Below are 12,906 nucleotides of genomic sequence, written 5' to 3' on the forward strand. Positions count from 1 at the left end.
TAGTTTTGTGAATAAATGATAAGTAAGAAGAAATAGAAAGGATGCCGTTACTTTGTTCCGTCTCTTTTTATTTTTAGTAAGCTATGGTCTCATGATCCTCTCTGTAGGGAATCTCATATTGTATTTAAATTACCGTACGCTAGGCTATTCTTGGAAAGTTGTATTTAAATTTATTTTTCAAACAACAGAATTTTATATGGCGGTTGGAGCATGTATCATCATATGCGCTGTCGTTCTTGATATAGGCTTTGATCGAACGTCAGATAGACTATAAATGATTAGCGACGTGCACGACCGAGACCCATTGCCTCTTCCATACGTTTTAATGTGGCACTGGCAATTGCATTTGCTTTTTCAGCACCTTCATCAAGGATGACGTCTAATTCAGAGGATTCTACTAAATGATAGAACTTTTCTTGAATTGGCGTCAGGTGGTCGATTACTGCAGTAGCTACGCCTTGCTTGAAGCCGCCATAACCAATGCCTTCATATTTTTTTACTAAGTCAGCAATAGATATACCTGAAATAGCCGATTCAATTGTTAATAAGTTTGAAACGCCTGGTTTATTTTCAACATCAAATGCTACGATACCGTCAGAATCAGTAACAGCTGATTTTATTTTTTTCTCAATATCCTTAGCCGTATCTAGCAACCTAATTGTCGCCTTTGTATTTGGATCAGATTTGCTCATTTTCTTTGTTGGTTCTTGTAGGGATTTTATACGAGCACCAGCTTTTGGTAATTGAATCTCTGGAATTGTTAAAACGTTGCCATAACGTTTATTAAAGCGTTCTGCCAGATCACGTGTTAACTCGATATGTTGTTTCTGATCATCACCAACTGGGACAATATTTGTGTTGTAAAGTAGAATGTCTGCAGCCATCAATGGTGGATATGTTAAAAGGGCAGCAGAGACGCTTTCTTTACCATGAGATTTATCTTTAAATTGTGTCATACGTTCAAGCTCTCCGATAGATGCAACACATTGTAACATCCATCCTGCCTGAGCATGTGCAGGCACCTCTGATTGAATAAATAATGTAGATTTTTTAGGATCGATGCCAGTCGCAATATAAGTAGCAGCTAGTTTACGAATGCTTTCTCGTAATTCTTTTGGATCTTGAGCGACTGTAATAGCATGTTGATCGACGATGCAATAAATAGCATCCCCTTCATCTTGAAGGGCAGGGAATTGCTTGAAGGCTCCTAAATAGTTACCTAAAGTTACAATTCCTGTAGGCTGAACACCTGAAAAGATTGTTGTCATGAAAATTTCCTCCTCGAATTCAAATAAAAAACATCACGCGTCCTCATTAGACTTTTTCTAATGAAGGGACGAATGATGTTTGAATCCGCGGTACCACCCAGCTTGCCTTAACGGCCACTCAGCTTCGTAACGTGAAGGGACGAGCTTTGCTAGTAGTTTACATACCTAAAACGTTCACAAAGCTAACTCGGAAGTCCATTCCATATGCCCCACGGTCTGTTTTCACCAGCCACAGACTCTCTAAACGTGTACGTAGCATATGTACTACTCTTCGTCAGCGTTTTTCTCAATTTAAGTTCAAATTGATTTTATTGCATTGAATTATAGTATAAAGATTTCATTGTGTAAAGTCAGACTTTTGGCGGTGTTTTTTTTTGAGAAAAAATTATATGCTTTTTTTGTTGTGTAATTTTGTTATAAAATTAAACTTTTTTATTAAAATTAACTTGTGGTGTACACGTCAAATTGACAATTTTCTCGTTTACTTTAGTTAAATGAGAACAGCTGAGAGTCATAAAAAGATGTTTAAAATGCATGTAAAGTGGGAATAGTAGTAGTAGTTCGGAATGTTGTGAAAAAAGTATATACATTTAAAAGGTATATAAAAAGACAGAAAATTTAGCGAGACACCCATTCTTTTTTTTATTGGAACTATATTCAAAAACAGCAGAGTACTGTATAATGGTACTGTGTATTTTACATTACATTAATTCTAATTTAACACACTGGTTTATAGATATGATTACAAAATGAAAGGATGTGTCAGAAGGAATGATCGTAACTCTATTTACATCACCAAGTTGTACCTCTTGCCGTAAAGCGAAAGCATGGCTTGAGGAGCACGAAATTCCCTATACAGAACGTAATATATTTTCTGAACCACTAAGTATTAGTGAAATTAAAAAAATCTTACGTATGACGGAAGACGGCACAGATGAAATTATTTCTACGCGTTCGAAAATATTCCAAAAATTAAATGTAGATGTGGAAAGTTTACCTTTACAACGTTTATATGAATTAATTCAGGAATATCCTGGTTTATTGCGCCGACCAATTATTCTAGATGAAAAACGTCTACAAGTTGGCTATAACGAAGATGAAATTCGCCGTTTTTTACCTCGAAAAGTTCGAGCATATCAGTTGCAAGAAGCACAAAGAATGGTGAATTAATTTTATCTATTCTGAATAAAATAAGTAGTAGATGTTACAGCTGTGAGATGCATATTGTGACATCTATTTTTTTATGTTTTACTTATGTAATACCTTCTATATAAAGTATAATAATTAATAGTGGAAAGTCATATATTTCCGTTAAAGTATGTTAAACTTGATTTAAGTTAAATAGTTTACTACAATTTCAATAATTCAAATATCTTCTGTGAAACGGTGTATATCCTTTTCATTTTATGACAGAACAGCATACAATAGTGTTAGAGACAACTGTGAATAAAAAATTTTAACGTTTGCAGTTCCTCGTGTGGTTTTACTGGTGTGGTCAAAGGTTGAAAAACAAATGCAGTATGAAGGTTAAAAAAAAAGAATAAAAGCATACTAATGAAACAAAACTGTTTTTCGACATATGACAGTGAAGGGAGATGAGGTCTAGTGGACATCGAACGTGTAAATGAAAATACACTTAAGCTCTTTATTACGTACAATGATATAGAGGATCGCGGCTATAGTCGTGAAGAAATCTGGTACAATCGAGCAAAGGGTGAACAGCTTTTTTGGGATATGATTGATGAAGTAAATACGGAGGATTATTTTGATGTAGAAGGTCCGATTTGGATTCATATCAATGCATCTGAAGTAGGCTTAGAAATCATTGTCACACGTGCACATATCTTAAAAGACGGTGAAACATTAGATGGTCATTCGAATTTTGATGAACACAAAGAGATGTTTGCACCATTCGATGAAGTTGGGGATGATCTTCTTAGCCAACTAACTCAATTTGGTGACATGGATGAATCAGAATTATTTATGGATACAGACATTTATGTATATAAATTTAAAGATATTGATGAGTTAATCCCTGTTGCAAAGCGAATGACAGACGAATTAGTGGATTCCTCATTATTTAAATATGAAAATTGGTACTATTTAGTGGTTGATTTTGGTAATGCAGATGAAGAGTTAAACCGTCACGATCGAAATGCAGTCATCAAAGAATTTTTAACGCCATCTAATTTTACGATTCATCGTTTAGAGGAGTACGGCGAAAAAATTATGGAATTTAATTGCTTTGAGACAGTTCGAAAATACTTTGCTTAAGCATTTGTTTACTTGATTTTTTAGACTGTAGTGAGACTCGGTAAATTTATCGAGATTCACTACAGTTTTTTTATACGAAATGTTCAATAGTAGCATTTTATAAATTTCAAGAAAAAGCAGCTTTTATTTTGTGATAGCTAATAATGTTTACTATAGTTGGGCTAAAAGGAGCTGATTATATGTTGATTGCCTATAACCATCTTCAGCAGCTTTTTCACCCATATCAATATACGAGAGAAGCATTGCAGAAATATAGGCGCCAGATGACATTTTTTTGTCCTCAATGTCTAGAACCAGTTCATTTAAAAATTGGTTCCTATACTATCCCACATTTTGCACATCATACGCAAAATCAATGTTCAAAGTACTTTGCAGAAGGTGAATCAAAACTTCATTTACAAGGTAAAATTCAATTGTTTGAATGGCTACAAAAGCTTAGGCTTAAAGTGGAGCTGGAGCCCTATTTAACAGAGCTTTCTCAGCGTCCAGATTTACTTGTTGCTTTTGACAATAACAACTTCGCACTGGAATTTCAATGTAGCCCCATTACTCATGATAAATGGCAAAAACGGACAATAGGCTATGAAACAAATAACATACAACCAATTTGGCTCTTTCTAACTCCTCAAAGGAACGAAGCAATCACTGGTATTAGAAAAATAAGCATTTCCCCATTACTACAAAAGTCATTTATGACCACTTCAACAGGCCTTCCTTATTTAATGACCTTTAATGCCAAAACTGCACAATTTGTATATTGGACGAATCTCCTCCATGTCCATGGGCATACTTTTATAGGTAAAGTACAAAAAATCTCAATAAAACAACAACGCTTTCCATTTTATATACCAACTTGTATTTCCTTAGAAGAATTTCAACAGTATTGGCAGCTATATAAACGTGCTTGCCAGCAATTTACAAATAGGCGCCTCCTACATAGTAAGCAGGGCGTACATGATTCATTTTTACGAAGTTGTTATGAGATGAATTTTTCTATTTCGGCAATGCCCTCTTATATCGGTATTCCCGTAAAAGAAGGGACAGCCATCTCGTTATTTGCGAGTGAATGGCAAACTATGCTGTGGTTTTTTAGTCAACAGTTAGGTTTAGAGCCTTATGATCTAAAAAAACACCATATACAAGATTTTCTAATTCAATATCACTTAAAGTATACAGGACAGGCAGTAAAGGCTGTTCAACAATATAGCCGAATATTGAAAGGAATAAAACAAGATCACAAACTACAGGATATTTGTGAGCAAGTGTACGCACAATTATTTGCAATTGCCGCAATATACTGAGAAAATATGAGAGTATAGGGAAAAAAGCACATATAAAGGGGGCTGGCATGCACATGGCTAGTAACAGTAATCAAATTTTGGTAAGAAATGAAGTACCGAAAGAATTAACATGGCGATTAGAGGACATTTTTGCATCTGACGCACTTTGGGAAGAGGAGTTTAAGGAAGTTGCAGAACTTGCTAAAAAAGCATCTAGTTTTGCAGGAACTTTAAATAATGGGGCACAGGCATTATTAGCGGCTTTACAGTATCACGACCATATTTATGAACGTGCAATGAAGCTCTACACATATGCTCATATGCGTTACGATCAGGATACGACAAATAGTTTTTATCAAGATATGAATAGCCGTATACAAACATTAGCAACTAGTATTTCTGCGGGGCTATCATTTTTAACGCCAGAAATTTTGGCATTAAATGAGGAAACAATTGAAAGCTATTTAGCTGAAAGTCAAGACCTACAATTATATAAGCAATCTTTAAAAGAGATTACAATGGCACGTCCACATGTCTTACCAGCGGAACAGGAAGCATTACTGGCTCAAATGTCTGAGGTCACTGGCACTGCATCTAATACATTTAGCATGTTAAATAATGCGGATTTGGAGTTCCCTTTTGTAAAAAATGAAGAAGGGGAAGAAGTACAACTTACACATGGTAACTATATTAAGTTTTTAGAGAGCAAAGATCGCTCAGTTCGTGAAGGGGCGTTTAAAGCCATGTACGAAACATATGGCAAGTTTAAAAACACGTTTTCTTCAACACTAACAGGGAATGTGAAGAAACATAATGTGAGCGCTCGTATTCGCCATTATGACTCAGCACGTGAGGCAGCGATGTCTAATAATTTCATTCCTGAAAATGTTTACGATCAATTAGTAGAAACCATCCATAAGCATTTACCTGCAATGCAGCGTTATATTTCGTTACGTAAGAAGCTTTTAGGTGTGGATGAATTGCATATGTGGGATTTATTTGCACCACTTGTAAAAGAAGTAGAAATGAAGGTTACTTACGACGAAGCTAAGGATATTTTAGTGAAGGCTTTAGCACCATTAGGAGAGGAATATCAAAATATCGTACAAAACGGACTAGATAACCGTTGGGTAGATGTTTTAGAGAATAAAGGGAAACGAAGTGGTGCATACTCGTCCGGTGCCTATGGAACAAATCCTTATATCCTAATGAATTGGCAAGATAATGTGAATAATCTATTTACGTTGGCACATGAATTTGGTCATAGTGTTCATAGTTATTATTCAAGAAATAATCAGCCATTTGTTTACGGGGATTATTCTATTTTTGTGGCTGAGGTTGCTTCGACATGTAATGAAGAATTATTAAATGACTATTTACTCAAAACCATTGATGACCCTCAACAAAAAATCTATTTATTAAATCATTGGTTAGACGGTTTCAGAAGTACAGTTTTCAGACAAACAATGTTTGCTGAGTTCGAACATCTAATTCATCAAATGGATAAAAACGGTGAATCTTTGACAGCTGATCGATTGACTGAAGTGTATTATGAACTTAATAAAAAGTACTTCGGTGATGATATGGCTGTGGATGAGGAAATTGGTTTAGAGTGGGCTCGCATTCCGCACTTCTACTATAATTACTATGTTTATCAATATGCGACAGGTAAATCAGCAGCTACAGCATTGAGTAAACAGATTTTAGAGGAGGGTAAACCGGCTGTAGAACGTTATATTAATAACTTCTTAAAAGCAGGTTGCTCGGATTTCCCAATTGAAGTATTAAAGGCAGCAGGTGTTGATATGAACGTTGCGAAGCCAATAGAGGATGCTTGTAAAGTATTTGAAGATCGTTTAAATGAATTAGAAAAATTATTGTTGAATAACTAATTAATGAGGCTATAGGAATATTCCTATAGCCTCATTTTTTTTATAGGTAGCTTTATTTGAAAGGAAAGAATAATGATTTTTTTTGATTTCTAAATACTTTAAAAGAGTGCATCTAGGAAAAATACTGTTTGAAATCGCTTTCTATTTGACAAATTTGTGAATCTAGTATTGGATTCATTGCTAAATATATTATTCCGTGATAGAGTAATTCTTGTGAAATAAATCACAAAACAAACATACACCCCTTTGTTTGAACGTGAACATTTCTCCCATCCCCTTTGTGAAAAAGAAGCGTCTCTATCGGTCGAGGATAGAGGCGTTTCTTTGTTTTTTTATAGTATAAAATAAGGACTCAACTAATGATTAGTTAAGTCCTTAACGTTTATTATTTAAGACGCCATAAAGTAGCGTGAGTTGTCTGGATTCGTTCAATCTTTTGTTGCAGCATACGTTTCTTTAGTTCACGTTCAGCTGCTTGTTCTGTTAATGAATAGATAAATGCTATTTCATTTGTAGAAAGTGTATGGAATTTTGAAAATAAGTCCTCTATTGATGGTAAAGGCTGACGTACCAGCTGTTCATTGAGCATTTCTTGTAAAATATGTTCATAAACTTCATAGGCATAGCTACCACTAACTTTTAGTCCCTCATCTTCAATACATTCATTGAAAAATACAATACTAGGGACTTCGTCAACTTCCATTTCACGTTTAATGTATAAATCACATTGGAAAGCGCGTGCTGCTTCCTTTGAACCGAAGTCAACGGTGAATTCAGTCATATCTAATTGAATATCCTCTGCGATTTTTAAAAGAGTAGCATAGGAGTTTACATCTTGATGGCTTAGTAATACATATTCTTGTAATTTCGATAAATATCGTGCTCCGGCGCGTTTTCCCTGTAATTCGGCCGCTTTAATAGCGATAGAAGGTAATACAGGATGATTAATATCTAGCTCTATGCCTGAGATACAGCCCTTTACACGCTTACTTAAGCAGTTTAAAGAAGTAAGCTCAGTGCTTAAAACAAAACGCCAAGTGAAGTAATGGTTGTATTCAAGCTGTAATTTACGGAGCACAGCTTGCATGCTAAAAGCTTCAGGACAAAGTGGATCTACGAAAATATACAATTCAATAGGCTTATTGGCAGTAGAAATCGTTGGCGTTGGTTCTTGTAGCATTTGAATATTATTCACGTAACAATTCCCCCTCATCGTCATTAGGCGTATTAACCATGTGATGAGCTGTTAATACTAAACGTTGATAATAAGTTTCACGGAACTTTCCTTCCAAACCTACTTCATCCATAGCTTCTGACATACATTCCAGCCAAGCCTGTGCGCGGTCTGGTGTAATTGGAAAATTCATATGACGTGCACGCATCATTGGATGTCCATGTTCTTCAGTAAAGAGATTAGGTCCACCTAAATACTGTGTTTGAAATTGAATTTGCTTACGGGCTGTCTCTGTCAAATCCTTTGGAAAGATTGGAATAAGATCAGGATGCTGAGCAACTCTTTTATAGAACGCATGAATAAGCTCTTCCAGTTTTTCAGCCCCCAGCTCCTCATAAGGAACAGTGTATTTTCGACTCATAGGTTATATGCTCCTTTAATTCTTTATATCGTAAAGTACCATTTATATACTCCGTCATCAGTAAAATGTGAATTTCTTGTGACTACCTTCATTCTATCAACGTCTTTTCGTTTTCACAAATAAAGAGCTCTTTCGAATTGTTGTTCGCTATAAAAGCACAAATTTCACCACAGCGGGTGAAATTTGTTGGAAAAAAGATAGATAGTAGGAATAATGCGATTACACTGTGAAGTAATTCATCACTTTTTTGACATAATTCTGTGTTTCTTTGAAAGGAGGAATGCCTCCATATTTTGTGACACGAGAAGCGCCTGCATTATAGGCAGCTAATGCTAGTGTAGGATCATTATCAAACTTATCTAGCATTTGACGCAAATACTTTGCCCCAGCCATAATATTTTGTTCTGGATCAAAAGCATTCGTAACCCCTAGATACTGTGCTGTGCGAGGCATTAATTGCATCAAGCCTTGCGCGCCTGCATGACTAACAACGGATGGATTAAAATTGGATTCCTGCTTAATGACGGCTGCAATAAGTTTTTCAGGCACACCATATGTAGCTGATGCTTTTTCGATAATAGCAGCATATTGATCTGCTCCTGCCAAAGAGTTTGCATAGGCAGTTGAGCCAATTACATGATCAGAAACATAGGAGTCGAGTTTTGTATTCCCATAAGAGGTTGCTAATGCCTGCTTAACAGAATCAGGAATGTACACAGCATTAGAACCTTTGTATAACAATGATTCAAGTGTAGCTTCTGATGTATTAGCCAACTGATTGAAGATATCAGCGTTTGCTGTGCCTCCACCTAGTAGGCTCGATAATGTGGCATTGCTAGCAGTTGAAGCATCTCCCAATAATTCATTCATCATGTCAGAAAAAATAGATTGATTGTCTGTTAAAGCGTTTGTAGATGAACCATCTGTCGAACCAAGTGTTTGTAATGCTTGAATCTCCATTAAAGATCTTAGTGATTGAATATCCAAGAGGTTAGTCACCTTTCTTTTTAAACTATTATGAATTTTGCTGCTGTAAAGCCTTCATGAAGCGGGCGATTTTCTTATCAGTTTCTTGCTTTTGAATACCATGTTGTTGTAAAAATTCGTCGAAGATTGCTTTCCCTTTTATGGCATCTTTTGCTTCATATTCTACCTCATAATCGTCGCACTGCAAATAGTAAGAATGGTCAAAAACAAGAAGCCCCTCTTTATACGGAATTTCGACACGATCTGTAGTAAGCGAACCAAACACACGTAATTGGTCTAAAGGAATGCTATGAATGGCAAGTTTTTTGGCGACCTCTTGAGCGAAAAAGCCTTCGCCCTTCAGCATTTTCTGAGCTTGAGCCGCTGTTAATTGATCTGTAGTTTCAAGGTGGGCATGCTCAGTATTTTTTTCTTTAAGTGTACATTCATAATATTCACCAATTTGTCTAATACGCAATCCACTTTGTAGCTTGCGAATAGCCTGAGTAGCTGTGTCGAAATAATGATTTGTTTGACGATGAATAGCATTTTTATGAATGTGGAAATCTTGTAACAGTTGCTCGTATTGATGTTTAGTTAGGAGATTTTTAAACTCGATTTCAATTTCTTGTGTCATATTTATTCACCTATTTATTTTTTTATTTTTCATTCGCTGTTTCGCTTGATTTAACATTTACACACTGCAACTATTTACCCTCTGTGCTAAAATAAGAGGAAGAGTACAACGAAAAGGGGAACCGCACGTGCGTAAAATTTACACAATAGAAACATCGAATTTTGAACAAGATCAACTTCATTTTAGTTTAAACGACAATGAAGTAAATTTACAGTTAAAACCTGCTGGACAACTTATTGCAGATTCAGATGATTTTGCATTTATTTATTTACTGGATGCAGGTGAAGACTATCATTACTTGCGTTTTCCACCGAGTAGTTGGGAGAATCTTGTACATATTTTACAAAAAAAGAAAGATCCAATACTACGAATAAATGATGAAGCAATCGAGCTTATTAATTTCTACGATGAATTGGAAATGCTCGTGTATAATATTGAAGGAAATTACAATTACGGGGCAGAATTTGTCCAAACAGTGGAACAACACTTCAAGGCAATTCTCGCTGAATAGAAAGACAAAACGAACAGACGGTGTTCGATACCGAATGTCGGGAGGTTTTTGTGATGGGACAATGGGAAATATTTTTAAGTCCTTATAAACAAGCAGTAGATGAACTAAAAGTAAAATTAAAGGGCATGCGTTCACAATTTGGTATTGTTAATGCCAATTCACCTATCGAATTTGTAACAGGACGTGTGAAGCCCTTAGCAAGTATATATGATAAAACATTGGAAAAAGGGTTAGCCTTTGAGCCATCTAAACAACTTGGTGATGAACTCGGTGATATTGCCGGTCTTCGAATTATGTGTCAATTTGTGGATGATATTGCTACAGTAACTGAGCTTATCCGTCAACGAAAAGATATGCGTGTAGTGGAAGAACGCGATTATATTACACATAATAAACCAAGTGGTTATCGCTCTTACCATATGATTGTTGAATACCCTGTTGAAACGATTCAGGGCAAAAAGGTAGTGTTAGCCGAAATCCAAATACGAACACTCGCTATGAATTTTTGGGCATCTATTGAGCACTCTTTAAATTATAAATATAAGGGCATGTTCCCAGAGGAAATAAAAAATCGCTTGCAAAGTGCTGCTGAGGCAGCATTTCGCTTGGATGAGGAAATGTCATCTATTCGTAGTGAAATTCAAGAAGCGCAGGCGTATTTCAGCGAATATAAGGAAGCATCGAATCCTAATTTATTATCGGAGAAGGAGCGTGACTAACAATGAAATTTGCGATTCAATCACGTCGAGATGCACAATCCAATGAACTAATGGAGCTAGCTAAAACCTACTTACAGGATTTTGGCTTAACTTATGATGAGGAAGCACCAGAAATCGTTGTCTCTATTGGTGGAGATGGGACACTTTTACATGCCTTTCATCGATATTCTCATTTATTAGATCAAGTGGCATTTGTGGGCATCCATACAGGACATCTAGGTTTTTATGCAGACTGGAAGCCATCTGAATTAGAAAAGTTAGTTTTGTCCATTGCTAAAAAGGATTTTAATGTGGTGGAATATCCACTGTTAGAAGTGAAGGTGGAGCATCATAATGCAGCATCGAATACGTATCTAGCTTTAAACGAGGCAACAGTTAAATCGCCAGATGTAACACTTGTCATGGACGTTGAGCTAAATGGCAATCAATTTGAACGTTTCAGAGGAGATGGTCTTTGTGTGTCAACTCCTTCTGGAAGTACAGCCTACAATAAAGCGCTTGGTGGGGCAATCATTCATCCAACTTTAGCAGCACTTCAAATTACAGAAATCGCATCCATTAATAATCGTGTATTCAGGACAGTTGGTTCTCCATTAATTTTACCCGCTCACCATCATTGTGTATTACGTCCAGTAAATGAACAAAACTTTAATATGACAGTGGACCATTTACAAATTACACAGGGTGATGTAAAGGCAATTGTATTTAACGTGGCTAATGAAAGGGTACGTTTCGCACGTTTCCGTCCATTCCCATTTTGGGAACGTGTGCATGAATCATTCGTTGCAAATGAGTAAGACGGATACTAGATTTACATTGCGCTTTGTGGCTAAGAAAGAGGGTCAATTATTACGAGAAGCCCTACAAGAATGGCGTATATCTAAGCGAGCACTAACTGCTATAAAGTTCAATGGAGGGTTATTGACGGTCAATGGGATTGAACGAAATGTAAGATATGCCCTTCAAGTTGATGATTGTGTAGAAGTGACATTTCCTCCTGAGGAAAAGAGTGAGGGGCTCACGAGCGAACATGGAGATTTGGCTATAGTATATGAAGATGATACAATCTTGGTGTTAAATAAACCGGCTAACCAAAGCACCATCCCCTCACGTGAACACCCAACCAATAGTATTGCCAATCTTGTTTGTGGCTACTTTGAGCAGCAAGGATTAGCATCCACTGCTCATATTATAACGAGACTTGACCGAGATACATCAGGTTTACTCTGTATTGCCAAGCATGCACACATTCATCATTTAACAGGCTTGGCTCAGCGTAATGGTGAGATTTCAAGGAAATATGAGGCAATTGTCCACGGACATGTTCATCAGGATAGCCAATCAATCGTAGCACCAATTGGGCGTAAAGAAACGAGCATTATTGAGCGAGAGGTTCGTGAAGATGGGCAATATGCTCATACAGATGTAACTGTAATACAACGTTTTTACTTAGGGGCTGAACCGATGACACATATAGGGCTTACATTGCATACAGGACGTACACATCAAATTCGTGTACATATGTCGTCGTTAGGTCATCCACTTGTTGGCGATGAGCTTTATGGAGGAAGTCGACTTCATATGGACCGTCAGGCACTACATTGTGTGTCCTTAAATATGACACATCCCTTAACAAGTGAACATTTGCAGTTCACAAGTATGCTTAATGAAGATATGCAAAATTTGCTTAAAGAATCTTCCACTTAAAATCATGATAAGGAGATGTTCGCACAACGGGCATCTCCTTATCATTTTTGATAGTAA

The 12,906-nt window shown here is 36.4% G+C and carries 13 protein-coding genes and 1 other annotated feature; of the genes, 8 read left to right on the top strand and 5 right to left on the bottom strand.

The features are described from left to right. Window positions 1-278 precede the first annotated feature (278 nt). Entirely contained in the window at window positions 279-1,268 is a 990-nt protein-coding gene (gene trpS, locus A2J09_RS22350; protein ID WP_012292953.1) for a tryptophan--tRNA ligase, read from the bottom strand. A gap of 61 nt (window positions 1,269-1,329) precedes the next feature. Further along, window positions 1,330-1,555: a binding site (T-box leader), on the bottom strand. A 487-nt stretch (window positions 1,556-2,042) separates the two neighbouring features. Between trpS and spxA the strand changes: the two genes are divergently transcribed. The 4 genes from spxA to pepF all read left to right on the top strand — a co-directional run bounded on the left by spxA (window position 2,043) and on the right by pepF (window position 6,714). Further along, window positions 2,043-2,438, top strand: a complete 396-nt coding sequence (gene spxA, locus A2J09_RS22355; RefSeq protein WP_025116803.1) for a transcriptional regulator SpxA — start codon at window positions 2,043-2,045, stop codon at window positions 2,436-2,438. A 435-nt stretch (window positions 2,439-2,873) separates the two neighbouring features. Next, window positions 2,874-3,542, top strand: coding sequence for an adaptor protein MecA (gene mecA / locus A2J09_RS22360; RefSeq protein ID WP_008181512.1), 669 nt, complete (start codon window positions 2,874-2,876; stop codon window positions 3,540-3,542). 179 nt (window positions 3,543-3,721) lie between these two features. Further along, a complete protein-coding gene (locus tag A2J09_RS22365; RefSeq protein WP_036160849.1) occupies window positions 3,722-4,843 on the top strand; it encodes a competence protein CoiA in 1,122 nt (373 codons plus the stop codon). A 53-nt stretch (window positions 4,844-4,896) separates the two neighbouring features. Next, window positions 4,897-6,714, top strand: a complete 1,818-nt coding sequence (gene pepF / locus A2J09_RS22370) for an oligoendopeptidase F (protein WP_012292957.1) — start codon at window positions 4,897-4,899, stop codon at window positions 6,712-6,714. Between the two features lie 385 nt (window positions 6,715-7,099). Here the strand turns inward: pepF and A2J09_RS22375 are convergent, their stop codons facing one another. From A2J09_RS22375 to A2J09_RS22390, 4 genes are all read right to left on the bottom strand, one after another. Further along, window positions 7,100-7,909, bottom strand: coding sequence for a DsbA family protein (locus A2J09_RS22375; protein WP_012292958.1), 810 nt, complete (start codon window positions 7,907-7,909; stop codon window positions 7,100-7,102). Then, window positions 7,902-8,309: a globin domain-containing protein gene (locus A2J09_RS22380; RefSeq protein WP_012292959.1), complete on the bottom strand. Its 408-nt coding sequence runs from the start codon at window positions 8,307-8,309 to the stop codon at window positions 7,902-7,904. The genes A2J09_RS22375 and A2J09_RS22380 overlap by 8 nt, the downstream gene beginning before the upstream one ends. 219 nt (window positions 8,310-8,528) lie before the next feature. After that, the gene (locus tag A2J09_RS22385; protein ID WP_031418761.1) at window positions 8,529-9,296 is read right to left on the bottom strand and encodes a lytic transglycosylase domain-containing protein; all 768 of its coding nucleotides are present in this window, start codon (window positions 9,294-9,296) and stop codon (window positions 8,529-8,531) included. Between the two features lie 28 nt (window positions 9,297-9,324). Beyond that, a complete protein-coding gene (locus A2J09_RS22390; protein WP_012292961.1) occupies window positions 9,325-9,912 on the bottom strand; it encodes a CYTH domain-containing protein in 588 nt (195 codons plus the stop codon). Between the two features lie 127 nt (window positions 9,913-10,039). Here A2J09_RS22390 and A2J09_RS22395 point away from each other — a divergent pair, with 127 nt between their 5' ends. The 4 genes from A2J09_RS22395 to A2J09_RS22410 are packed head-to-tail and all read left to right on the top strand — an operon-like array spanning window position 10,040 to window position 12,849. After that, window positions 10,040-10,423 (top strand): UPF0738 family protein, encoded by a 384-nt coding sequence (locus A2J09_RS22395; RefSeq protein WP_012292962.1) that lies wholly within the window; start codon window positions 10,040-10,042, stop codon window positions 10,421-10,423. Window positions 10,424-10,476: 53 nt separating this feature from the next. Next, entirely contained in the window at window positions 10,477-11,142 is a 666-nt protein-coding gene (locus tag A2J09_RS22400; RefSeq protein ID WP_012292963.1) for a GTP diphosphokinase, read from the top strand. A 2-nt stretch (window positions 11,143-11,144) separates the two neighbouring features. Next, window positions 11,145-11,939 carry an NAD kinase gene (locus A2J09_RS22405; protein ID WP_031418763.1) on the top strand — a complete coding sequence of 265 codons (795 nt, stop codon included), beginning with the start codon at window positions 11,145-11,147 and terminating at the stop codon, window positions 11,937-11,939. Further along, window positions 11,914-12,849: an RluA family pseudouridine synthase gene (locus tag A2J09_RS22410; protein ID WP_031418765.1), complete on the top strand. Its 936-nt coding sequence runs from the start codon at window positions 11,914-11,916 to the stop codon at window positions 12,847-12,849. Before A2J09_RS22405 ends, A2J09_RS22410 begins: the two co-directional genes overlap by 26 nt. Window positions 12,850-12,906 lie beyond the last annotated feature (57 nt).

The organism is Lysinibacillus sphaericus, assembly GCF_001629735.1.
Classification (GTDB): domain Bacteria; phylum Bacillota; class Bacilli; order Bacillales_A; family Planococcaceae; genus Lysinibacillus; species Lysinibacillus pinottii.